The following is a 22925-nucleotide window of genomic DNA, read 5'->3' as shown; positions in this document are numbered from 1 at the left end:
CAGCGCATCGTGACCGTCGGCACACAATATGCAGTTAATGTCCTCACCGCCAGCACAAGATGTAGTAGGAAAGAATAAAAAAAGGGTTGACGCGGGAAACTCGGCAGCTTTCTGCGGGGTGCAGCTTTTCGCCATCCCCGAGAAAATCTGTTCCTTTTTTGTTCTATATGCAACCGCTTCGGTCACTCTGTCCAGCGCAAGCTCCCGATAAGGCCATTAAAACTTCAAGGCAATCGGCATTACTGCTTTTTCAAGCTGGTCTCACACACCCGCATGCTTCAGCAGCCCGGACGCTTCCATCCGCTGATGCGATTCGGCGATTCCATCCCCAACGGCCAGCGCCGCCTCCAGTGCTCGCCGTCCGGCCTGCGCATCGACCATCACGGGACTGCCATCCAGACAGGATGCCGCGAAGGCACGATGCTCGGCTTCCAGAGAGTCATGCTCCTTCCAAGAGGCAGCCTCCCGGCGAAAACCACCCGTCCCGGGAAGAGGCATGCCCTTCTCGCGACCGATCATGACGAGTTCCCTCTTGCCGAAATCGGCTGAGAGATACCCCTCCTCCGAGAAAAGCCGCATTTTCCGTTCCGTTTTGAGGGAGATGCGGCTCGCCGTGATGGTGGCGACACAGCCGCTCTCGAATCGCACGCGCGCGTTGGCAATGTCTTCATGCTCGGAACTGACCGCCGCGCCGATCGCATCGACCTGCCTGATCGGGCTGTCCACAATGGCCAGAATCAGATCGAGATCATGGATCATCAGGTCAAGAATGACGGAGACATCCGTGCCGCGCGGCTTGAAGGGCGCGATCCGCGTCGCCTCAATATAAAGAGGGCGCGTGATTCGCTGCGTAATGGCCTCATACTCAGCCGAGTAGCGTAGCAGATGCCCGACCTGCAGGATTTTCCCCGCATTCCCGGCCAGCGTCACAAGCTCATCAGCCTCAGCCAGAGTCGCGGCCATCGGCTTTTCCACCAGCACATGCCTGCCTGCCCGCAGCGCCTGCTCCGCCAGAGGGAAATGCATTTCAGCGGGGGCGGCGATGATCACGGCGTCCACCTGAGCGAACAGCGCGTCGAGATCGTCAAATGCCGTCGTGTGCGCTTCTTTCGCCAGCGCGGCGGCCTTGGTCCTGTCCGGATCGAACAGACCAACCAGCGTCTCACGTGGCGCGGCAGCGGATTTCAACGCGTGGAAACGCCCGAAATGCCCGCATCCCACAAGCCCCACACGCAGCGTTGCGGAAGAGTTGCCCTGCACCATGCCCTGCCCCTGAAACTGTTATCTGATGGAAGCAAGCACGCGGACGCGCGATTGCAAACACCTTCCCTGAGCTGAGTGCGCTACAGGAAGCGGTCAGCATTACCAAATGCCGCATGGCCGGAACACCGTTCAGCCTCAACGGAAACCGCGTGAGATAGCGCCTTTGGTCGTCACCGCACCGAGCGATAATAAGGTTCGCCCAGTGCAGCCGGCGCCTCGCCACCCCGACGGCCCACGCGACGGAACACCACAGGAAACATGATGAATGCAAGTGTCCCGATATAAGGCAGCATGTTGAGAACCGGAGCGGCGATGGGCCAGCCCCGTGCCTGCCCCAGAAACCCAATGGCGCTGATCAGCCCGAACAACAGGCCGCCAGCAGCGGCGTTGAAGGGGCGGAACCCTGCAAAAATCACCAGGGCGACCGCAATCCATCCCCGACCGGCAACCATGCCTTCCGACCAGCTTGGGATGACGGCAAGACTGAGATACGCCCCCGCCGCACCCGCCAGCGCTGCACCCAGCGTGACATACCAGAAACGAATCGCCCGCACCGGGATACCAGCGGCATCAGCCGCAGCCGGATTTTCACCAACAGCACGCATATTTAGACCGTGCCGCGTGTGAAAGAGCAGCCAGTGACAGGCTGCGGGAATGAGGAGGTAAGTCGGAACAATCAGCAGATTCTGAGTGAAGAAAGCGGGCCCAATGATCGGAATCGCCGACAGGACGGGAACCGTGACCGGAGCGAGACCCACCGGCACAGGCTCCCCCGCCACCGAATGTCCGATCGCAGCGGACAGCCCTATGCCCAGAAACGTAACACTCAGGCCACACAGGACCTGACTGGCCTGCACCAGCACGGCGGCACAGGCAAAGACCATGCCACCCAGCGCCCCCACAGCAGTCGCCGCCAACAGGGCCAGCCATGGATTCCCCGTGCTGATGGCCACCAGAACCGCCGTGGCCGCGCCCAGAGCAACCAGTCCTTCCACTCCCAGATTGGTCACGCCGACCCGCTCCGCCATGACTTCTCCCACGGAAGCAAGGGCCAGCACGCCGCCACTGAGAACGGCGGTGGAGAGAAGCGCTGTGAGCATTCCAATCATGAGGCGCTCCTTGCGGGCCGGACGATGGCGGGTGTGACCGGTCGATAATGCGCGCACTCATCGGCGATCGCGACGAGAAGCAGAACCAGCCCCGTAATGGCCAGCACAGCGGTCGCCGCGACCTGCTGCGTCTGGAGGACGATGCCCACATCGAGGATCAGCGCCATCAGGAGCGCGGCGGGAATCACGGCAAGGCACGATCCTCGTGCCAGAACGGCCACGACGATTCCCAGATAGCCGAAATTATCCGCCATGCCGCCCTGCAACCGATGCACAGTGCCAGCCACTTCGAACATGCCGGCCAGAGCCGCCAGCGCGCCGGAGAGGAGCATGGCCGAGATAATGCGCAGCTTCACCGGCATCCCCGCATACCGGGCGACACCCGCACTGGCGCCACTGATTCGCACTTCATAACCCCACCGCGTCGAGGACATAACGGCGGCCAGACCGACAACGATCAGCAAACCGAGCGGGAATCCCCAATGCACGACGCCCCACATATCGGGGATGCTCACCGGCAGTCGGCCACTCGAAGCGAGAGCGCCCGTCACGCGGTCACGCCACGGGCCTGTCGCCAGCCAGTAGACCAGAAGGCTCGCCACGAAATTGAGGAGCAGGGTGGTGATGATCTCGTTCACCCCGGCGAAAGCACGCGCCAGGGCGGGGAGCGCGATCCACGCCATGCCGCACAGCATCGCCGCCAGAGCCATCAGCGGAAGGATGAGAATCGCCGGACCATGAACGAACAGTCCGATTCCAGCCGCCCCGACCGCCCCGAGATAGAACTGCCCTTCCCCGCCGATGTTCCACAGCCCCATGCGTCGGGTCACCGTCACGGCGCTTCCGGTGAGCAGCAGCGGACTCATGAAGAGCGCGAGATCCTCCAGCCCGAAGCGTGAGCCAATCGTGGAGATCAGCACCAGCCGCCCCAGCTCGCCCACATTCCGTCCGCAGGCGGCGAGAACCAGCCCTACGATGGCGATGGCCACAAAGAGCGCTGCGGCCCGGCACGCCAGAATACGGCGCGGCGAAGCCGTAGGGAAACGCTGGAACCGGCTCATGATGCGCCTCCACGTCCTGCCATGAGGAGCCCGACCCGCTCGATGTCCGCTTCCGCAGCGTCGAGCACCGCCATCAGACGTCCGCCGCACAGCACGCCAAGCCGGTCGGACAGGCTTAACAGCTCTCCCAGATCCTCCGAGACGATGACGACGGCGACACCCTTGTCCCGCAAGGCAGCGAAATAACCGTGCATGGCGGCAATGGCGCCGATATCGAGACCCCGGCTCGGATAGGCCGCTACCAGCACACGGTCTGCGATCCGTATTTCACGCCGGGCGACAAGGCGCTGCTGGTTGCCGCCCGAGAGATTGCGGACCGGCATGGCGAAATCGGGAATTCTGACATCCGCCGTCGTGGCAATCTCCTCTGCGAGGCTCCGTGCCGCACCGCCATGATAAAGCGCCCCGCCTCCGATGGGTGGCTGACCATATTCACGCAGCGCCATATTGTCCGTGATGCCCAGTGACGGTGCGAGGGCGCTGTTCAACCGGTCCTGCGGGATATGACCGACCCCGGCGGCGGCAAAAGCGGCTGCGTTATCCGGAGCGGAGGCACCGTCCAGCAGAATCACACCCGAAGACGGAGCGATCAACCCGGTCAGCACTTCAGTCAACTCGCGCTGACCGTTTCCCGCCACGCCTGCAATACCAAGAATCTCACCACCGAAGATGTCCAGCGTCACGTCAGAAAGGGTGGGGACGTTTCGTTCATTGCGCACCCCGACCCCACGCAGCGTCATCACTGGCACATCGCTCACACCCACCGCGTCCCCGGACCGGACCCGCAGATTCTGGCGTGAGATCTCGCGCCCGACCATCGTCGCCGCCAGCATTTCCGGTGAACAGTCCGCCGTGTTCCACGTCCCGACATTGCGTCCGGCGCGCAGCACCGTCACGCGATCGGTGATGTCCATCACCTCGTCCAGCTTGTGACTGATGATGATTACCGCGTTTCCTGTGGCCCGGAAGGCCCGCAAGGCCGCGAAAAGCTCCCGCGTTTCCTGTGGCGTCAGAACGGCCGTCGGCTCGTCGAGAATCAACAGTCGCGCTTCGCGGGACAGGACGCGAAGAATTTCCACCCGCTGCTGCTCGCCAGCGGAGAGGGATTCCACACGGGCGGACGGATCGACCGGGAAGCCGAAACGTTCGGACAAAGCGCGCGTGCGGGCTTCCAGCACAGCCTTCGACGTCCATTTCGGCGTCTCGCTCCAGCCGAGATGGATGTTTTCCGCCACGGTGAAGGCCGGGACCAGCTTGAAATGCTGATGCACCATTCCGATTCCAGCCCGAATCGCATCCTGTGGCGAGGCGAACTCCGCGCCATACCCATCGAGGATGATCTCACCTGCATCCGCCTGATAGATGCCGGTCACGATGTTCATCAGAGTCGATTTCCCGGCTCCATTCTCCCCAAGCAGGCCGAGAATCTCGCCCGGCCGCACGTCAAGCGTCACATCCTCATTGGCAATCACGCCGGGGAAATATTTGGAGACACCCTGCAGTTGCAGGACGGGCGGGGTACCGCCCGGCAGGGTCACTGACCGGGTGTCCGGTTGGGTCGCAGGATCAGCCAAGACCCGTCATCCCCTGCACGCCCCAGTCCCACTGATAGATGGCATTGTCGTCCATCACCGTGCCTGCCGGAATCCTGACAGTTCCGCTGTTGTCGCGGATCGGTCCACGGAACGGATTATATCCCCCCAGAATACGGTCCCGCATCGCATCGGCCTGCTCCCGGATGGCTTGCGGAACCGTTTCTCCCCATGCGTCACGGTCAACGCCATGAGCGAGTGTGAGAAAGTTGGCAGCAGCCTGCCAGGTTCCGTTCAGACGGGCCCGCACCTGATCGATATAGAAGGATGCGAAATCGAGCACCACGGCGCTGACATAGGCCTTCGGGCCGAAACGTCGCATGTCGAGATTCCACATGGCCGCCTTCAGGCCACGGCTTTCCGCCACGCGCAGGAAGGCCGGCTCATCGGTGATCCCACAGAGAAAATCGCACCCGCTGTCGGCCAGCGCGGTGGCGGCCTGTGTCGCTGCCTGCGGATCGAACCATGAATTGGTGGCGACCGCGTGCATGGTGCAGCCGGGGTTCACGGACTGCGCGCCCAGTAGCGTGGCGTTGGCGCTGGCATAGACCGAGGGAATGGGAAACGTCCCGACATAGCCGAGCCGGTTGGTTCTGGTCATGAGACCGGCGGCGATGCCGATGATGTAACTCGGATACCAGTGGGTGACGTAATACCAGCCGAGATTGCCGGTGACCGTCACACCGTCACATTCGAGGAACGCCACCTCCGGTGCCCGATCCGCGACATCCTTGATGAAATCGCCATAGTTGGAGGTGCTGAACACCATGTTCGCCCCTTCGGCCACGAACTGACGGAAAATGCGTGTCGCATCGGCCGAATAAGGTACCGATTCCACATAAACCGTCCGCAGCTTCGGAAAGGCTTTCCGGACAGCCTGCACGCCCTTGTCGTGCGCCGTCGACCATCCTCCGTCGGTGATCGGGCCGGTATGACCGAACGCGACCAGCGCATCTTCTTCACGCAGGGGAGGCAAATGCGGCGCAAGGGTGGGTGCATCGGCCAAAGCACTGACGGGACGCCACAGACCACTTCCGGCGAGAGCGCCCATGCCAGCCAGAAGCCTTCGCCGTCGCGGCATGAAAAGCGCTTTTCCACGGTCCGCGCCGAAACTGTCCGTCAACCCTGCGTCTTCCATTTTAATTTCGATGCCGTTTCAACAGACTTGTTGAGGTGTCTGGCGGCGTCAAGACAAATCCTGTTCTTTCACGATCCTGATCCCAGCGGCAGTCGCCTGAGCGATAGCCTCCGCTTCCGGCGCAATGCCACGACATGCATCAACGACAATGAGACTTTCAAACCCTGCCCTCCGCGCATCCATTGCTGTGGCCGTCACGCAGTAATCCAGAGCCAGACCCGTCACGAACACCCGCTTTATCGCGCGCTCGCTTAGCCAGTCGGCGAGGATGGTGTGCGTGAGGCGATCGTTCTCGACAAAGGCGGAATAGCTGTCCACCGCCTGTGTCCTGCCCTTCCGCAATTCCAGAGCGAGCGGCGCACGGTCAAGCGCATCCGCCAGCGCCGCTCCCTGCGTGTCGGTGAGGCAGTGCTCCGGCCAGGGACCGCCCTGCTCCCTGAAAGAGCAATGTCCGGCCGGATGCCAGTCCTGCGTGGCGACAATCGCTCCGAACGGCAGGCGCATCAGGCGGTTGATGATGGGAATGACAGCATCCCCATCCGGCACCGCAAGAGCACCACCCGGAAGAAAATCGTTCTGCACGTCAACAACGAGCAGGGCGTCGGCGGAGGAGATCGTCAGCATGGGAGAAGAGTAACTCAGGATAACCAGCCTGTCTTTCCCTGCGGAACCGCAATGATCCTGTTCATTGCCCCTCTTTCCGTTCGGGCTTATGGGCTTGGCCTCTGTCATCACGCTGGGAGCGCCTCCATGTTTGTCATCGGCAAGATCCTGACCATGGCCATGATGCCAACAGCCTTTCTGGTCGAGACTCTGCTGCTCGGCCTTCTGCTACGGCGTTTCCTGTTCGGCCGCGTTCTCGTGGGCCTCGGGGCACTCGGCCTCGCGACCTGTCTCGTCTTTCCCGTTGATCAGTGGGTGATACGCCCGATTGAAGACCGGTTTCCTCAGGTGAGGACGCCGCCAGAGCATGTGGACGGCATCATAGTTCTCGGTGGTTCCATCGACGATCTCACCAGCGAGGATCGGCAGATACCCGTGACCGGCGCAGCGGGCGACCGCCTCACCACGTTCGTCGCTCTGGCCCGTCGTTATCCTGATGCAAAGCTGGTCTTCACCGGCGGCTCGGGCGACATCGTGCAGGGATCGGCGAACGAAGCGAAGTGGGTGCGCATCCTGTTTGAAGGCCTCGGCCTGCCGGAAGAACGGGTCATCTATGAAAACCACTCGCGTACTACGCGAGAAAACGCGACCGACAGCTACGCGCTTGTGCATCCGCAGCCTGACGAAACGTGGGTTCTGGTCACATCCGCGAGCCATATGCCGCGCTCGGTTGGCGTCTTCCGCAAGGCAGGCTGGCATGTTCTGCCCTGGCCGGTCGGCTATCTCTCCCGTGACAACCTGCGGGGTTATTCCCTCTCTCTGGGCGGTCGCATGGCCACCCTCGACTGGGCGGCTCACGAATGGATCGGCATGGTCGCATACTATCTGCGCGGATGGACCGATTCCATGTTTCCCGCACCGGAGAAACGGTCATGACGACGACCTCTCCCCTCAGAAGCGAGGACCGGGGAAACGCCTCAGTCACAAGGCTTTCTCCTTTTCAGCCCCTGACTGACGAACAACAAAGACTGGTGGACAGCATCGTCCGTTTCTGTGAACGGCACAGCCACGACGGACACGCCGCCCTGGTGATGGAAGGGGATGCCGGGACCGGGAAAAGTCTTGTGCTCAACACTGCTTTTCAGCGCATTCAGTCGGAAGCGCGAGACAGGGACAGCACACGCTCACTCCACGGGATGCGGAACATACTGCTGGTCAATCATCCCGAGATGATCAAGCTGTATCGTAATATCGCCGCCACCATACCGACATTACGCAAGAAGGATTATGAGCGTCCGACATCCTTCATCAATGCCATGCACAAATCAGAGCAGCGCGTCGATATTGTGTTTATCGACGAGGCGCATCTGCTGCTGACGCGCACTGACCCATATAATCATTTCCGGCAGTCCAACCAGCTTGAAGAAATCCTGAAGCTGGCACGGATTGTGGTGCTGGTGTTCGATCCCCGCCAGACCCTGAAGTTCAAAGGATATTGGGACGACGCCCATCTCCGCACGCTCCTTGCCGGAATTCCCACGGAAACCATCAGTCTGACCGAACAGTTTCGGGTAGAGGCAAACCCGGACGTAATGACATGGATTCGTGCGCTGTGCGACGGACACCTCCTGCCTCTTCCCGCGAAACAGCATTTCGATTTTCGGATCTACGACGATGCTGCACGCATGTATGACGATATATGCCAACGCAACGACGCGTGCGGTCAGTCCCGCATTCTGGCGACTTATGACTTTCCCTACACCCTGAACGGAGAGGATCATTTCGTTCAGACCGGATCGTTTCATCTGCGTTGGGACCGCAATCAGCCGACGCATCCCCTCCCCTGGGCCGAGCGACCGGAATCCATCGACGAGGTAGGCTCCGTGTACACCGTGCAGGGTTTCGACCTGAATTATGCCGGTGTGATTCTCGGCCCCTCAATGTCCTACGACAAGGTGACGGACCGCGTGGTTTTCCATCCTGATCGCTATGAAGATCGCGCTGCATTCAGCGGTGGCGGGCGGATCACCGACACACCACGCGCCCAGTGCCAGGTCATGGCAAACGCGTTGTTCGTGATCCTGACCCGCGCCCGGCAAGGTCTCTATATCAAGGCCGTCGATCCGGCATTGAATGAACGCCTGATGCTCCTCTGGAAAGAACGCGGCTAAAAATTTCGGCCGCCCTGCCACAGCCCCGATCAGGCGTGCAGCACGTTCCGGCACACGGAGCGGGCAAAAGCGCCTGAATCGAGCGCATCAGGCAGCAAATCAAGCAGTTTGAGCTCATCGGCGTATTCCGCCACCTGATCGCGCAGCCAGGGCACGAGCAGATGCACCGGAGCAGGTTCGTGCGCCAGCATGCGCCTGACTTCGTCGTCGTCCATATCGGGGATATGGGGAGCTAGCAGAGCAGCGGTTTCGTCGCGATGCTTTTCAATCCAGCGGCAGGCATCGCGCAAAGCGAGGACGAGAGCCGCCGCGCCCTTCGGGTCTTCGGCGAGAAAACGGTTGGAGAGGCCAAGCATCTTGTTGACGCGCGCTGCATAATTTCCTGTCGTGGACCCAGCAAGTTCAGTCAGCATTTTGGGATTTTCGGACAGGAGTTGCCAGCCATCCGGATCATGCAGGACCACGCCATCCACGTCCCGCGCCGCCAGCGCCTGATCGATCCGATCCTCTGAAACCGGCACCCAGTGCACATTCGCCGGATCAATGCCTTTCCGACGCAACAGAATGGAAAAAAAGCGCTGGTCCCCGGCATCTTCGTTCAGAACGGCTATGGTCTTGCCCACCACACTGTCGATCCGCGTGATACCGGCATCCCGCCGCACGAGCAGCCGGTAAGTGCCGGCTCCCAGTCCTGAGACCAGTCTCGCGGGCACTCCGCCATGCAGTGCGGGCAACCATGCCAGGGCCGTGGAGACCGCACCACACACCTTTTCATTCGCGAGGATGGTGATCGCCTGACGTCCCGTGATGCACGGCTGCGTCGTGATATCGAGGTTGTAGTGTTCGAAAAAACCTCTCTCCCGCGCCACGATCAGAATGAGGTCATCTTCCGGGGATGGCCATGCAATTGTCAGGCTGCGCGCCTGTCCGTCTGGTTGCAAAACAGTCTTGCGTGGATGCGTTTTCTTCCACGCAAGGTCACCTAAAACCGCAGCACCGATAGTCGCCCCTGCACCGATGAGAATCTGCCTCCGCATACGGGGGCGTTTGTTCTCCCGTTCATCAGCGTCCATACGTTCCCGTTCCTTGCCAAACCGACGGCCTTTAGCTGCCCGCTGGCCCTGCTGTTGTCAAAACCGTGAACGAAAAAAACTTCTCGAAAAGGGGTTTACGGAGGTGTCGGGGTTGGCTATATCCGCCTCCACAACTGGTCCCGAATAGCTCAGTTGGTAGAGCAAGCGACTGTTAATCGCTGGGTCGTAGGTTCGAGTCCTACTTCGGGAACCATTTCTTTCTTTAAAATTTGAATGTGAAGCCAGTTACAAACCACACAGAGTTTGTAAGACATTGTGCTTTGACACAGAAAAACGACCCATTCAGGTCCGATTTTTCACTGAATTTCAATAATTCGGATAGATCACGGCTAACGCCGTTAAGGATTATTTTACCAAAATACCGTTATTGAGACGCAGGATAAAATTCTAAACGAGAAAATCCCATGTCTTCATCAAAAATGATACCTCCTCGTCTTGCATGGACTGATGCTCATCCTCTCAGATCCACCCAAAACGACAACACTGCCACTTCTAAAGAAGCAGGCTTTTCCGCCTTCCGTGGGATGGCTTTTGGGGCACTATTCTGCGTCCCCATCTGGGCGGCAATCACTTGGTTTATGGTCAGCACGTTGCGGGGCTGACCATAAACCTCTCCCGTTTTAGAAGTAACGCTCGTAAATCGTCACGACATCACCGGGAGCCAGTGATGTTGCAGGGGTGATCTTGCCCTGAATTGCCTTGCCTTCAGCAACACCCTCAGTTCTGACGACACTGGCAGTATTTTTAATGGCGCGATACGTATAACCACCAGCCAGAGCAACCACTGTTTCCATGGTCATACCAGGAAGATAGTTATACTGACCGGCCCGCTGCACTTCACCAAGAACAAAAACAGGCCTGTACTGCGCCACTTCCACCGAAACGCTAGGCTGGTGCAGAAGACCCCGTGAGCCCAACTGGTGCCCGAGAGCCGATGCAAATCCCTGCGGCGTCTGTCCGGATGCACGCACAGTTCCCAGCAATGGGAAATCGATAGTCCCCGCATCGCTGACCATGAAAGTATTACTCAACTGCGGGTCATTGTAGGTCAGCACCCGGATCTGATCACCAGATCCCAGCCTGTAAGGACCAGAGACAGATGGGATCGGCTTAAGGCCGTGCGTGGGGGAACAGGCAGCCAGCGCAACGCAAGACATACCGACCATAACAACACGCTTTAGCAGATGTCTCGACATCGTTTTGTGTGCTCTCCTTGAAGGACAGACGGGCAAAAGCCTGCCTGATGGAAAATTATCGAACAAACGAGATTCCGAATGTAAACGTATTACTGGTAAAGGTCGCGCGTGAATTCCCTGTTGCCAAAACCGCCGGGATACCGTGCTTCATGTAACTTGAAAGATGACTGTATTGTACAGTCAGTTTCAAATCACGAGTAAACAGCCAGTCAATAGAAGCTGCGAATTTGCTCTGTGTCTGCTGGAGCGCTGAAGCATTAGCCTGCGTCGCCCGGGAATCCGTCCGGGAGAGCCCAATATCTCCATGAAAAATGATATCCCTGCGCAACTCCCGATCCCATAGAAGCGACACAGTCGACATAGTCTGATTTCGTGAAAATGGAGAAGTCGGATCGAACAAACCACGCTGACCGGTCAGGGTGAAAGTGTTCATCTGATTAGGCAGCCATAATATATTGAGTTCAGCAGTGGGTGTAGTGATCGGACGGCCACCGCCACGCGTAAAGTAACGCGTTTCTCCGCCCACCATTGCACGATACTGCAAAACAGGATCTGAACGCAGATCTATACCCAAGAAGCCTCCACCACCGATGTAATCACTCGGCACGACACCCGGTTTCGTCCTATATTGCGCTTCCGATCCCCGTAAAATTGCTACAATTGCATTCCCTTTCGAGACTTCAAAACGCCCTTGCAACATTTGGGTTTCGAGTTGATGGCTCAGAAGGGCAGTATTACGAGCGGCTGTTGGCAGGGTGCCCGCACTATTACCAAAAGAAAAATTATCATAGGCGGCTGAAGGAATCAGCGCAAAACGCGTCCAGTTCTTTCGATAACTCAACCGCACGTCATCGGAAGTATAGGGGACCGGATAACTGATACCAAAATTGCCCAGATCCGTAGCGTAAAGATGCTTGACGGCATGCGAATAGCCTAGGGACGCCACATCACGCCCCAGATCGACGGAGCCCCCCGCAGAGGCATTCCAGTCCGTGTACCCTGCCGCGGCAAGCGTCGGATAAGCTTGATTGGCCACCGACACAGACGCACCGATAGCATGGCGGGTCCAGTTCGAGTTCATCCCCAGAGACGCATTGGTGATAAACATGGGGCCAGCCGTATGCGGCGCACCAAGAATATTGGTATTATAACCAAATTGTTGCGACGCGGCCGGTTTAAGAAAATATGCTCCCACGGGTATTCCGGGATGCTGGTTCAGTAAAATTTCTTTCAATGAGACCGTGCCAGTCGCATCTGAAGAATAACCGGGCAACTCTGAAGGAAAATATTGATTAATCAACTGTGCATTCGCACGCGGAGAATATCCAATACCCAGAATTATCATCACTAAAAACAACCACTGGCATGAAAGCCATGCCGCCCGCTGCTCGTCTCGCGCCTTGAAACCTACCACGAGTTTCCCTCTCATTGATCAGGAACGGGCAGAAGAAGACAAAGTATCCATCCGCAGAACGTCTTTATAAACATCAACGTACCGGCGTGCGACATCTTTCCAGTCATAAGCCGCTGCGGCTTTCATGGCGGCCGCGCGCTGCATCCCCATGGAGGCTACATCCTGTTGCTGCTGCTCCAATTTACCGGCCAGAGCGGCAATATTATTTCCGTCAGCGAGCAAACCCACTCCCGTCAGGCTAACAAGACGACGGAAGGGGGCAATGGAGCTTAAGACCGGTATCAGGCCTGCCGAGAGAGCCTCGACTGCAGCCAGTCCAAATCCTTCATGATCAGAAAAACTTGCAAACCAGCTTGCTTCGGACAGCACGTTTTTCAATTGTTCATCCGAAGGCTCGGCAACGAAACTGACGGCATCCTGCACACCGGATTTCTGGGCCAATCCTTCCAGATCCGCCACTGACAGCTCTGCTGGCCTCCCGGCAATAATCAGCCGCCATTCGGGATTCTGCTTCTTCAAAGCCGCCAGCAACGGGAAAAGGAGATCCAGTCTTTTGTGCGGTGAAAATCGACCAAAACTGACCAGCGTGCGCGTCGGTTCCTTCGCCGAAGCATCTACGAATTTATCCTGATTGATTCCATTTTCGATGGTGAGAAGACGGTTGCCCGCAATCGCAGAGAAAATCGTGGCGTCATTTTCGCTACATGCCACAATTTTATCGTACGCATGCACGCTTGCCCGCGTGAGTGTAGAAAACCAGAGTTTTTTCAGTCGGGCATAAGCACCAGTATGGAAAAAACCTCCATGCGTCGAAACGACAAGTGGCTTCCGTAAAAATGGCTTTGTCAGTGCAAAAAAATCAAAAAAGAAATCAATCGCATGAACATGAATCAGGTCAGCGCCAGCGACATGCGCCAGGACACTGGGAGCAAGCGGATAGCGGCTTGTTCCACACCACGGCACCCGCACGACAGGAATACCGTCAATGGATGCCCGTGGGGGCAACACACCCTCCCGTTTGAAAACGCGATTGAGTGTGACGACCTGAGCATCAACCTGCAAAGCGTGCCGCTGCTGATAAGCCAGATTGAGAACTGCGTCTTCCAGCCCGCCAACAGAAGGGCTGAACTGACGCACTACATGAATAACCTTCACAACCAACGTATCTTTCAGGCCTGGCGCCGCTGCGCGATCAACCGCGATTCCTTACGAGTGAGGTGGGCCCCACATAGCAAGTTGAATGACTTGGGCTCCGTACCGGTCACAACAAATCCCGCAAGCCGGGCACCATACAACCGAAGCCGTTCTACACACGCGCTTACCACTTCGCGAGACGTGCGTCCCCACCGGCAGACAAAAATCGTCTGATCGGCGATGGCAGCCAATGTCAAACCACCAGCGACCACTCCCAAGGGAGGCGCGACCACGACGATCAACTGGTAAGAGCGGGACAGGTCACGGAAAAGATCCTGAATTTGCGAGATTTCAGTGCGATCGAACATATAACCACGTGGGGTCCCGGCGGTCATGAAATCGCCCCCCCAACTGTCATTTCTCACAATCACATTCCGCGCCGCGACCTCTCCCTCCAGAACATCGGAAAAGCCTTTGGTATTGCCGTGGCGGTTTTTGGGATTGCCTGCATTCCGGCCAAAATCCGCATCGATCACCAGTGTCGTTTCGCCCGCTTCAATGGCTGAAGAAGCCAGCCAGGCAGCAAGCGTCATCTTGCCATCTTCCGGCAATGCAGACGTGATGGCGACAATCCGCGTCTCACCGGAACGATAGTTGCTGGCCAGCGTCAATTGCGCACCAAGTTCCCGGGCCGCTTCCGAGGTCAGTGCGAAAGGATGTTCGCGAACAAGAGAGGACGGCGAAAGCTTCCTCTCTCCTCTCAGCCGCGGGAAAATTCCGAGCAACGGAAGACCGCAAAATCCCCGTACCTCATCAATATCAACAAAACCCGAAGAGAAAGCGGCCCTCAGCACAATGGCCGAAACACCTCCCACCAGCGCCACCACGAAAACACCGATCATCAATTTCTGGCGGTTCGGGAAAGTGGCTGAGGCCGGAACGGCAGCGTGAGAGACAAACATGACGGGTGGCTGCAGAAGAGCAACCCGATCGGTCAGCTGCTTGGCCCGATCAAGAAATGCCTCATACACACTCCGGGCGCTTTGCGATTCCTGATCGAGCGTACGATATTCGGCCTGCGGGCCGCTCTGCTTACCCGCCTGAACCTGCAGCCGATCAAGATCAGCATTCAGCTGATCGACATTCGCCTTGGCCGCGACAAGTTCACCATTGATCGACATCAGGGCCCGACGTATGGCGACAGAAAGGTTCGTTCTGGCAAGCGCAATCTGCTGATCCAAAGCCAGAACGTCCGGATGCTTGGGGCCGAACGATCCTGCCTTCTGAGCGCGACTGGTTTCCGCCTGCATCAACTCGGTCGCTGCTGCCGTAACAAGTGGCTGCTGCCCCAGCGACAGCATGGTCTGCGGATCTCCGGTCTGCATCGCGCTTTTCAAGGCACTGACCTGAGCCTGAGCAGCAGCATAGCGTGTCTGAGCCTCTCCCAGACTTGCGGCCATATCAGAAATCTGATGTTCGACGAGGGGGGAACCGCCGCTGGTATTAACCAGTCCGTGCTTCACATTATAGGCGCTGGCGCCGCGTTCTGCTTCAAGCCAGCGCTGCCGAAGCTCCGCCGTACGACTATCGAGCCATTCAGCTTCGCGCTGCAAATCGATACGCTGCTGGGTCAAGGCCAGTTTTTGATAGTTCGTGACAAATGAATTTGCCAGCGCGGCCGCTCTTTCTCCATTATCCGCTTTAACGCTTACCGAGATCACCCGGGAGTTCGGCAAGGGCTCAACGGTCACACTCGCAAGCAGTCCATCGATCTGCCTGTCGATCTCACCCGCGCTGTTACTCGTCGTTTCGGTGCCGGTGTTGCACCCGAACTTGAAGCCATGCGAGCAGAGAGCATGCCGCCAGTCATGAGCTTTTTTAGGCGGGACGGGGGGCAGCTCCTTTAAAACAAGAGCAGCGACATCCCGTGACGCGATAAGAGCCGCCTGCGTTGGCAGCTCATCATCTTCAAGGGTGCGGCTTGTCTGCGATGGGGGCTGAAGCGGGTCACTCACAGGGGCCGTCACCACGACGGTTGCAGCTGCCATGAATGATGTTTTGAGAGACAGAACAACAGCGCTTCCGATTGCAAGGATGCACACAGCAACCACGCAAAACAGATAACGATATCGCCATCCGATGCCGAAATACCGCGACGACTGTGCATACAGCCCTAAACCCGATACGGGAGGAACGGCTCTCGGCTGCTCGAATGAGCAATCCAGCGGTCGATCAAGCATACCTGTACGGCCTTACAAAGTGTCGCGATAAAAGACGGTCGGTGCGCTCACCCACGGGTTTTGCGCGAACTTTTACCCATAAAACAAGCGAGTTTCCAGCGTAACACGTAGAAACCGAAAACCGGCAGCCCAATCATGTAACGACGCCACAAACGCTGCGGTTCACGCGTCAGGCGCACAAGCCACTCGAGACCCAGATTGGCAACCCAGCGAGGAGGACGGGACACGCGACCAGCCGCGTGATCCACCAGCGCTCCAGCCGTGATCGCGACTGTCGGAGGCAGCCTGCCCCAGTTGTCCCACAGCCATTTTTCCTGTCGCGGCATGCCCATGTTGAGGAGAAGGACAGATGGTTTTGCGTCCACGATTGCCTTGAGCACCCGCTCAGCATCGGCGCTCCCCGGTGTGGGGTCAAAAAAACCGTTTTGGCACCCGACCGTTCGGCACCCATATTTTTCCGCAAATGCCGCCGCGGCTTTTTCCGCTATCGCCTGTTCGCCTCCAAGCCAGAAAACCGTAGCTTCGCTTCCAAGGCGGGAGAGCATATCGCCCACCCATTCAGGCGGTGTTGTACGATGAGGCCGCTGGCCGGTCAGGAACAGAGAGGCCAGCTGCACCCCTGCCCCATCACAGAAAGCGATTTCGGACTGCTGAAACAGCTGACGCATCCATCTGTTTTTTTGCGATAATGTCACGTAATGCGCGTTTGCATTCACAACCCGCGCCGCACCGCCCTGCTTCACCGCCTCGACCAGACACTCAATGATGTCTTCGCGAGGGATGTCCATGATCGGCAATCCCATAACGGGGATGACCGGGAAGCTATGGCCTTGAAAAACCCTGCTTCCACCTTCGTCCTTACAGTCAGAATGCATGGCGACTGAATACCTCTCTGATGACTGTCAGGAACATGATCTTGAAATCGAAAAACAGCGACCAGCGGCCGATATAGTCCAGATCGTAGGCCACTCTTTTTTCAAGATCCTCGAGTGTGACCAACTCACCGCGGGCACCGTTTATCTGCGCCCACCCCGTGATGCCCGGCTTAACGTGATAACGCAGGACATACTCTGCCAGAGCATCATCCAGCAGCATCCCGCCTGCCCGCGTATGCGGCGCATGTGGCCTCGGACCTACGAGGGACATTTCACCCTTGAGGACATTAAGCAACTGAGGGATTTCGTCGATACTCAGCTTTCTCAGCCATTTTCCAATCCGCGTCACACGAGGATCATCCCGGCTCGTCTGTTGGGCTGCCATGAGATCGGACATGTGCGCATGCATCGAACGGAATTTGTAAACGAGAAACTCTTTGCCGTTTTTGCCAATCCGGGGCTGCTGGAAAAAGATAGGGCCCCGGGAGTCCACTTTGATGGCAATCGCCACGCACGCAAGAATTGGGAACAGGAAAACAATCGCAAAACAGGCAAGGAGAAAATCGACCAGTGTCTTTTCAATCACCTGTATCTCCGAAAGAGGCCGCCTCTGAATGACAAAAAGAGGCTTATCTCCCAGAGATTCACACGGAAGCACACGATCAAAACCGGAAACCAGATTGGGCGTAACATAAATGTCGGAAAGAACCGGCTTCAATGTTACAGCCAATCGCCTGACGCGCGCGTCATTGTCCGTTTCATCACTCTGGAATGCCAGAATAATGGCGTGCAACGGCTCTTTGCGGCTTCTGTGAATCAAATCATCCAGCGTACCGACATTTGACCCAGTGCCCGCGGGCTTATCTTCATCCCTGAAAGCCCCGAACAGGGAGTAGGTCTGGCCGACATCCTCACTTAATCGAGTGATCAGTTCGGATGCCGTTTCGCCTGAGCCCACGATGGCGATACGACGCCGCAGTTTTGTGACCACCGTCGGCTGATACAGACAAAACGTCAGACAACTGCGTTCCACAAACAGCGCAGAGATGGATGCTCCGCCCCACAGCAGGGCATAATAAAAAGCGGAGGCTGTCCCTGTAGATAAAACAAGACACAAACAAAAATAGATGAAAAATCCGGCGAAGACAGGAGTCGCCAGATAGCGTATCTGCGCCTTGGGTCGTCGAATTTTTGGGAAAGCCAGCAGGCTGGTTTTTTTGGGAAACAGGCAGAATACGACCAGTGCGGTGAAATCCGCCGCAGCCAACTTTCCCGACCATACCTGCGTGCTATAAATTTTCTCAAGCCAGTATAAAACCACTGACCCGCTTACTATGGAAGCAAAATCCAGTATCCGAACAATCGTCGCCAGAACGCTGTGAGAATATGGATATGGCTCTCTAAGAAGCTGCCTTCTGGATATTGGCGAGAGCAGGGCACGATTTCCATCTCCGATGGGTGAATCGAGTATTTCCCTCGCAACTAACTGCCGGTTCCCCATCCGCCTCCGTACTCCCGACACACCAGTGCGACACCAGCGATTCCGTCACGCCCCGCTCGGAATCTGCTTATCTAATAAACGTTTAGTTAGGATATAAGGCCCAACCGCACTTCTCAAGGTGTCCGCAACATAAAGAACAGCATCCCTACACCGCGAGGAAGCTTCTTGTGTTGATAAGAAAACATCAAAGCCCTTCAGGAACGGTCATTTATGACAGAATCGCCTTCCATTGCACGGTAAATTAACGGTGCTGTCCCTGAGAAAACCTTCCCATAAAGAAAACCCGGGATACAACATTCCCGGGCTTCCAATCTTTTCACAACGAAACAAAAAGATTTCATATCATGCATCGGCACCCATTCTCGTCTCATCGACGAACTGCTCGGTCGCATCATCCAGAGAGCGCGATTTCCGTCCAGCCGGCCCGTGCACGTAAAGTTCTTTGACGTCCATTTTTTCCACAACGTCAGGCTGAATGGGCATTTCATAACGTGGGCGGCGCATATGATCCGCCAGCTGCAACTTTGGGTTAAAGACCGAACTGAATTTCCACAGCATCTTGATGAAGTTCGTCTGCCCCTTGCCCAACAGGCGCGCGGCAATCCCGACCGTGTCCCGGAGAGCGGCCCACCCCATATGCTTTGTGTTGAGCACCTGCTGCGTCTTGACGAGTTCCTCATAGAACTCCGGCAGGGAAAGGGTTGTCGGCAGCACAGCATGCTGAATATCGAACAGGCGATAATCCCGCGTCGTCAGCCGGCGAGCCTCCTTGTGCCAGATTTCGGTGCCCGGATAAGGGGTCGTGACAGAAATATTAACGATATCCGGGATCTCAAGACACCACTGCCTGACCGCCTCGAAACGCTCTTTCGTCCATGACGGATCGGCAATCAGATTGATCGCCACGATCAGACCGAGCGAACGGGCATACTCCAGCGCCTCGAAATTAGCGTCCAGTGAAACGCGCTTGCGGAAACGTTTGAGCCCTTCTTCATCCACAGCCTCAAGGCCGATAAAGATGTAACTCAGACCAATCTCGCTCCACTCCTTGAAGACTTCCTTGTTACGCAAAAGAACATCGGCACGGGTCTCAAGATAATATTCCTTCTTGATGCCCCGCCTGCGAATCTCCTTCGCAATCGCCATCCCGTGCTCGGCATGAACAAACGCCACATCATCAACGATAAAGACGCCCGGTTCCTTGAGCGACTCAAGCTCGTCGCCGATCACCTCCGGACTCGCTGTGCGATAGGAACGTCCGTAGAACGTCCACGCGCTGCAGAACGTGCAGTCCCAAGGGCATCCACGGGCAAATTCGATGGAAGCAGCGGGATCGAGCGTGCCGATAAAATATTTGTTGCGGTGACGCAGCAGATCACGGGCCGGACGAACCGTATCGAGACTTTTCACGAAAGTCGGTGACGGTCCCTCGAATTCTTTCGTTACAACACCGGGAACCTGGGAAATGTCTCCCTTTACCCACCCCTCAAGCAACGGCCCGATTCCCGGCTCTCCTTCTCCACGTAGAACGCAATCAATCGCCCCTTCGGAGATGCCAAGAACATCCTTCGCGATGAATGAGACGGAATGCCCCCCCACGATCGTGAAGCAATCAGGGTAACGATCTTTCGTTTCCTTACAGAGATCGACGATTTCCGGAATATTGGCGAGGTAATTACCGCCGAAGCAAACAGCATCCGGCTGGAAATCCTCCATGAGGCGCCAGTAATCCTTGTGCTTCTCCACCTGAAGATCAATGAGCCTTACGTCATGACCAGCATCTCTGGCAGATGCGGCCACGAGTTCCAAACCAAGGGGCTCAAGCCGCAGAAACACTCTTGTGTACATCAACGCACTGGGATGCACTGCCAAAAGTTTCATTGCGTTATCCTCTTTGATCTTAACGTCACAAGATAAAAAAGGATTCTTAGGCCTGTGCATCAATATGTCACACGCTAATGAGAAATAGCTCCTATTCGCCTGTGGACGAGGATGGCTTGCTCGTCCCTTTGTCCGCGCGCCCATAACTCACTTCAGTATCGGGCGTGACGTTGGAGGAACCCGGCTTGGGTAACGCGGTTCCCGCATAAGGAGCGGGTTCATAGCCCTGACCGCGATTGTCGGGTCTGGATGAAGGCGTGTAATTCGCCTCGCGCTCGTGACGTTCTTCCGCCTCCGCCGCATCAGCAATATTTCGGCCAGCCCGCTCGGGCGGAATGTCGATATTATCGCCCGCCCGCGGGTCCGAACCGGCCATATGACAGGAGACGAGGAAAACGACTGAACCGAGAAGCACAGCCTTCCTTCGTGGACCCGTTATGGCAGCGCGACGCATCGTGTCATCAAAACCGGATTTCTGACCTCAAACCCGACGGGCGTCTTCCGGCAACATGACCGGGATGCCATCACGGACGGGAAAGGCGAGTCCCGCGCGTTCGCTGATCAGCTCCGACGCCTGACGATCATAGACCAGCGGTCCCTTCGTCACCGGGCAGACGAGAATCGCCAGAAGGCGGGGATCGAGGGGCGCTGAGGTTTCAGGGCTGGTCATGAATGTCTCCAGGCTATCCGGCAAAAATACACGCGCTGTTTCTCACGATGGCCGGACAGTGCTGTCCCCCGACCCGGAAAGATCGAGAAGAGACTGCAACACCCGCGCCCGTTCGGTCAGCGTGTCAGCCTCCAGCAATGCCTGCTTTTCGGGCGAAGGGAAAGGACAGATCATCGGCAATGCCACCAGCAGGGCGTCATCGGCCATCTGGTCGATTACCTCCCAGCGCACCCCCATGCCTCGCGCCTCGAAATATCCCTTGAGAGAAGTCATCAGGAGATCGCGATCAAAAGGTGCAGACGGAATCTCGTCGAGATCGCCCGCATAAGCCGACGCATCGATACGGGCGCGTCGATACCCCCTCTGCCCCAGACTTTCACGCAGATAGCGAAACCGGCAAATGCCCGTCAGCGTGACCGCGAACGTGCCATCCTGCCGTTCGGAAAACGAGGTGATCCGCCCTACGCACCCGACCTCGAAAAGATGAGGCACCTCGTCGATCTCCTCATCATCTTCCAGATCGTTGAAGGGCTGGATGACCCCGATCAGCCGCTGCTCCGCAAGCGCATCCTCGATCAGCGCTATATAGCGTGGCTCGAAGACATTCAGCGGCAGCTTGCCCCGTGGAAGCAACAAGGTGCCGAAGAGCGGGAAAAGCCCCAGCTCCGCTGGAATATCCGCAAGCGTGATATCTTCCAGCCGCGAAACCTTGCGTGGAGCGTCGTCGAAAAAATGCGCGGTCGTAACCAGCCTGTTTCTCCTCAGGAAAACAGCATGGAAGACAGACGACGCCGCGCGGTCAGGGTCGTCGCGTCATCGTGCCCCCAGGCTTCGAAGAACTTGAAGAGAAGCTGCCTGGCCGCACCATCCTTCCAGTTTTGATCCGCCTTGATAATCGTCAGAAGCTCAGTCGCCGCTTCCTCGCGATGTCCCGCAACATTCAGCGCGCTCGCAAGGTCCAGACGCGCGTCGAAATCGTCCGGGTTGGCCTTGATGCGCGCACGGAGTTCATCAGCCTCTCCCGCCACGCGCCGCCCTTCCCGCTTCAGCTCAAGAGCCGCGCGCGCGCCTTCGACTTCCGGATGGGTTTTGATGGCCTCGGGCACGTCTTCCAGTGCGGCAAGAGCAGCTTCTTCATCATCAAGCGCCAGCATCGCACGGATCAGGCCGCCCCATGCCGCCGGATTTTCCGGCTCATCCTCCAGCACCGCCGAATAAAGCTCGGCAGCGTGCGCCTGCTGCCCGTTTTCCATGGCCACACCGGCTTCAGTCAACAAATCAGCACTGGGAAGGACCCCGCCACCGGCAGCCTTCAGCACGGTCTCGACAAACTGCTTCACCTGACTTTCCGGAAGCGCACCCTGAAAAAGATCGAGAATCTGACCTTTCCAGAAGGCAGCCACCATCGGGATGGATTGCAGCGGCAGTCCAAGGCGCGAAAGCTGGGCCGCAAGTGTCTTGTTTGCCTCGACATCAATCTTGACGAGACGAATCCGACCTTTGGCAGCGGTGACGACCCGTTCGATCACCGGCGTCAGCTGCTTGCAGGGACCGCACCAGTCAGCCCAGAAATCAACCAGAACGGGGACATTCTTGCTGGCATCCAGCACGATCTGCATGAAATTGGCTTCGTTGCCTTCCATGATGATGTCACCGCCGCCCGAAGCAGGAGAAACCGCTCCGGGCGTACCTGCGGAAGCGTGGTCCCCCTGAGGTGCGGAATGGTTCTGGCCGATTATGTAATCCATCGTCTGCAATCCTGCCCTTGCTGCGGCGCTTCGTCCACCGGACCCCGTCACAGGACACAGGTCTAGCGCAGCACCGTCCAAACAGAAACCCGTACTCCGGCCCACCGGCCTGAGCAGCGATTTCCGCCATCATCGTTTCCGTCACGCGCCGACACCGCCGGTCAACCGTGCCAGTCATCTTTAAAAGTTGGAACGCACCCGGTCATCATTCAAGAGGCACTATCATTCAGGCTGG

The 22925-nt window shown here is 57.5% G+C and carries 20 protein-coding genes and 1 tRNA gene; 3 read left to right on the top strand and 18 right to left on the bottom strand.

The features are described from left to right. Window positions 1–261 precede the first annotated feature (261 nt). From GOB81_RS10080 to GOB81_RS10055, 6 genes are all read right to left on the bottom strand, one after another. Window positions 262–1263, bottom strand: a complete 1002-nt coding sequence (locus GOB81_RS10080; protein WP_173570281.1) for a Gfo/Idh/MocA family protein — start codon at window positions 1261–1263, stop codon at window positions 262–264. Window positions 1264–1433: 170 nt separating this feature from the next. Next, complete coding sequence (locus GOB81_RS10075) at window positions 1434–2372, bottom strand: ABC transporter permease (protein ID WP_173570280.1); 939 nt, start codon at window positions 2370–2372, stop codon at window positions 1434–1436. Beyond that, the gene (locus GOB81_RS10070; RefSeq protein WP_173570279.1) at window positions 2369–3433 is read right to left on the bottom strand and encodes an ABC transporter permease; all 1065 of its coding nucleotides are present in this window, start codon (window positions 3431–3433) and stop codon (window positions 2369–2371) included. Before GOB81_RS10070 ends, GOB81_RS10075 begins: the two co-directional genes overlap by 4 nt. Next, entirely contained in the window at window positions 3430–4965 is a 1536-nt protein-coding gene (locus GOB81_RS10065; protein ID WP_173570342.1) for an ABC transporter ATP-binding protein, read from the bottom strand. The genes GOB81_RS10070 and GOB81_RS10065 overlap by 4 nt, the downstream gene beginning before the upstream one ends. Before the next feature lie 34 nt (window positions 4966–4999). Then, on the bottom strand, window positions 5000–6106 hold the full coding sequence (locus GOB81_RS10060) for a BMP family ABC transporter substrate-binding protein (protein WP_173570278.1): 1107 nt from the start codon (window positions 6104–6106) through the stop codon (window positions 5000–5002). Window positions 6107–6211: 105 nt separating this feature from the next. Then, window positions 6212–6895 carry a nicotinamidase gene (locus tag GOB81_RS10055; RefSeq protein WP_242010181.1) on the bottom strand — a complete coding sequence of 228 codons (684 nt, stop codon included), beginning with the start codon at window positions 6893–6895 and terminating at the stop codon, window positions 6212–6214. Between the two features lie 18 nt (window positions 6896–6913). Here GOB81_RS10055 and GOB81_RS10050 point away from each other — a divergent pair, with 18 nt between their 5' ends. Both GOB81_RS10050 and GOB81_RS10045 read left to right on the top strand, forming a co-directional pair. Then, entirely contained in the window at window positions 6914–7702 is a 789-nt protein-coding gene (locus GOB81_RS10050; RefSeq protein ID WP_173570277.1) for a YdcF family protein, read from the top strand. Continuing rightward, the gene (locus GOB81_RS10045; protein WP_173570276.1) at window positions 7699–8937 is read left to right on the top strand and encodes a DUF2075 domain-containing protein; all 1239 of its coding nucleotides are present in this window, start codon (window positions 7699–7701) and stop codon (window positions 8935–8937) included. Before GOB81_RS10050 ends, GOB81_RS10045 begins: the two co-directional genes overlap by 4 nt. Before the next feature lie 29 nt (window positions 8938–8966). On the opposite strand, the gene GOB81_RS10040 is transcribed toward GOB81_RS10045, so the two are convergent. Beyond that, window positions 8967–10010: an ABC transporter substrate-binding protein gene (locus GOB81_RS10040; RefSeq protein WP_173570275.1), complete on the bottom strand. Its 1044-nt coding sequence runs from the start codon at window positions 10008–10010 to the stop codon at window positions 8967–8969. Between the two features lie 138 nt (window positions 10011–10148). Here GOB81_RS10040 and GOB81_RS10035 point away from each other — a divergent pair. After that, window positions 10149–10224: transfer RNA gene (locus GOB81_RS10035), tRNA-Asn, on the top strand. A 427-nt stretch (window positions 10225–10651) separates the two neighbouring features. On the opposite strand, the gene GOB81_RS10030 is transcribed toward GOB81_RS10035, so the two are convergent. The 11 genes from GOB81_RS10030 to GOB81_RS09980 all read right to left on the bottom strand — a co-directional run bounded on the left by GOB81_RS10030 (window position 10652) and on the right by GOB81_RS09980 (window position 22690). Then, on the bottom strand, window positions 10652–11227 hold the full coding sequence (locus GOB81_RS10030; protein WP_242010180.1) for a polysaccharide biosynthesis/export family protein: 576 nt from the start codon (window positions 11225–11227) through the stop codon (window positions 10652–10654). A gap of 55 nt (window positions 11228–11282) precedes the next feature. Then, window positions 11283–12641, bottom strand: a complete 1359-nt coding sequence (locus GOB81_RS10025; RefSeq protein WP_173570274.1) for an outer membrane beta-barrel protein — start codon at window positions 12639–12641, stop codon at window positions 11283–11285. An 18-nt stretch (window positions 12642–12659) separates the two neighbouring features. After that, entirely contained in the window at window positions 12660–13778 is a 1119-nt protein-coding gene (locus tag GOB81_RS10020; RefSeq protein ID WP_338421349.1) for a glycosyltransferase family 4 protein, read from the bottom strand. A 32-nt stretch (window positions 13779–13810) separates the two neighbouring features. Then, window positions 13811–15823: a GumC family protein gene (locus tag GOB81_RS10015; RefSeq protein WP_242010179.1), complete on the bottom strand. Its 2013-nt coding sequence runs from the start codon at window positions 15821–15823 to the stop codon at window positions 13811–13813. 239 nt (window positions 15824–16062) lie between these two features. Then, on the bottom strand, window positions 16063–16803 hold the full coding sequence (locus tag GOB81_RS10010; protein ID WP_242010178.1) for a WecB/TagA/CpsF family glycosyltransferase: 741 nt from the start codon (window positions 16801–16803) through the stop codon (window positions 16063–16065). Window positions 16804–16879: 76 nt separating this feature from the next. Further along, a complete protein-coding gene (locus GOB81_RS10005) occupies window positions 16880–18391 on the bottom strand; it encodes an exopolysaccharide biosynthesis polyprenyl glycosylphosphotransferase (protein ID WP_173570271.1) in 1512 nt (503 codons plus the stop codon). A gap of 342 nt (window positions 18392–18733) precedes the next feature. Then, window positions 18734–20272, bottom strand: coding sequence for a hopanoid C-3 methylase HpnR (gene hpnR / locus GOB81_RS10000; RefSeq protein ID WP_173570270.1), 1539 nt, complete (start codon window positions 20270–20272; stop codon window positions 18734–18736). Between the two features lie 91 nt (window positions 20273–20363). Further along, window positions 20364–20687: a hypothetical protein gene (locus GOB81_RS09995; protein ID WP_173570269.1), complete on the bottom strand. Its 324-nt coding sequence runs from the start codon at window positions 20685–20687 to the stop codon at window positions 20364–20366. Between the two features lie 66 nt (window positions 20688–20753). Continuing rightward, window positions 20754–20942, bottom strand: a complete 189-nt coding sequence (locus GOB81_RS09990) for a Trm112 family protein (RefSeq protein ID WP_173570268.1) — start codon at window positions 20940–20942, stop codon at window positions 20754–20756. Between the two features lie 42 nt (window positions 20943–20984). Next, window positions 20985–21692: an LON peptidase substrate-binding domain-containing protein gene (locus GOB81_RS09985; RefSeq protein ID WP_173570338.1), complete on the bottom strand. Its 708-nt coding sequence runs from the start codon at window positions 21690–21692 to the stop codon at window positions 20985–20987. An 11-nt stretch (window positions 21693–21703) separates the two neighbouring features. Beyond that, window positions 21704–22690 carry a thioredoxin family protein gene (locus GOB81_RS09980; protein WP_173570267.1) on the bottom strand — a complete coding sequence of 329 codons (987 nt, stop codon included), beginning with the start codon at window positions 22688–22690 and terminating at the stop codon, window positions 21704–21706. Between the last annotated feature and the right edge of the window lie 235 nt (window positions 22691–22925).

This window comes from Acetobacter conturbans (genome assembly GCF_011516755.1).
Lineage (GTDB): Bacteria > Pseudomonadota > Alphaproteobacteria > Acetobacterales > Acetobacteraceae > Acetobacter > Acetobacter conturbans.
This window is presented reverse-complemented; position numbering and strand designations above follow the sequence as displayed.